This is a genomic window from Ruminococcus bromii (assembly GCF_002834225.1).
Taxonomy (GTDB): domain Bacteria; phylum Bacillota; class Clostridia; order Oscillospirales; family Acutalibacteraceae; genus Ruminococcoides; species Ruminococcoides bromii.
This window is the reverse complement of sequence record NZ_NNSR01000017.1, coordinates 1-256: the sequence shown is the minus strand read 5'-3', so window position 1 is coordinate 256 and position 256 is coordinate 1. Positions and strand designations below refer to the sequence as shown.

The following is a 256-nucleotide window of genomic DNA, read 5'->3' as shown; positions in this document are numbered from 1 at the left end:
CCTTTTGGTGACTCGTGCGGGAATCGAACCCGCGTTGCCGGCGTGAGAGGCCGGAGTCTTAACCGCTTGACCAACGAGCCTTGTCTTTCGTCACAAAGGCTAATGGTCTTTGCTCTCATTAGCCCCTGCAACTTCTCTTGGTGCACCATCAGGGGCTCGAACCCGGGACACCCTGATTAAGAGTCAGGTGCTCTACCAACTGAGCTAATGGTGCATCTCTGTGTTCTTTCAAACACCCTGAAAACTGAATAAAGGA

The 256-nt window shown here is 52.3% G+C and carries 2 tRNA genes; both read right to left on the bottom strand.

Going from position 1 to position 256, the window contains the following annotated elements:
* Positions 1-5: 5 nt before the first annotated feature.
* Positions 6-80: transfer RNA gene (locus tag RBATCC27255_RS00995), tRNA-Glu, on the bottom strand.
* Between the two features lie 58 nt (positions 81-138).
* Positions 139-214: transfer RNA gene (locus RBATCC27255_RS00990), tRNA-Lys, on the bottom strand.
* Positions 215-256: the final 42 nt, after the last annotated feature.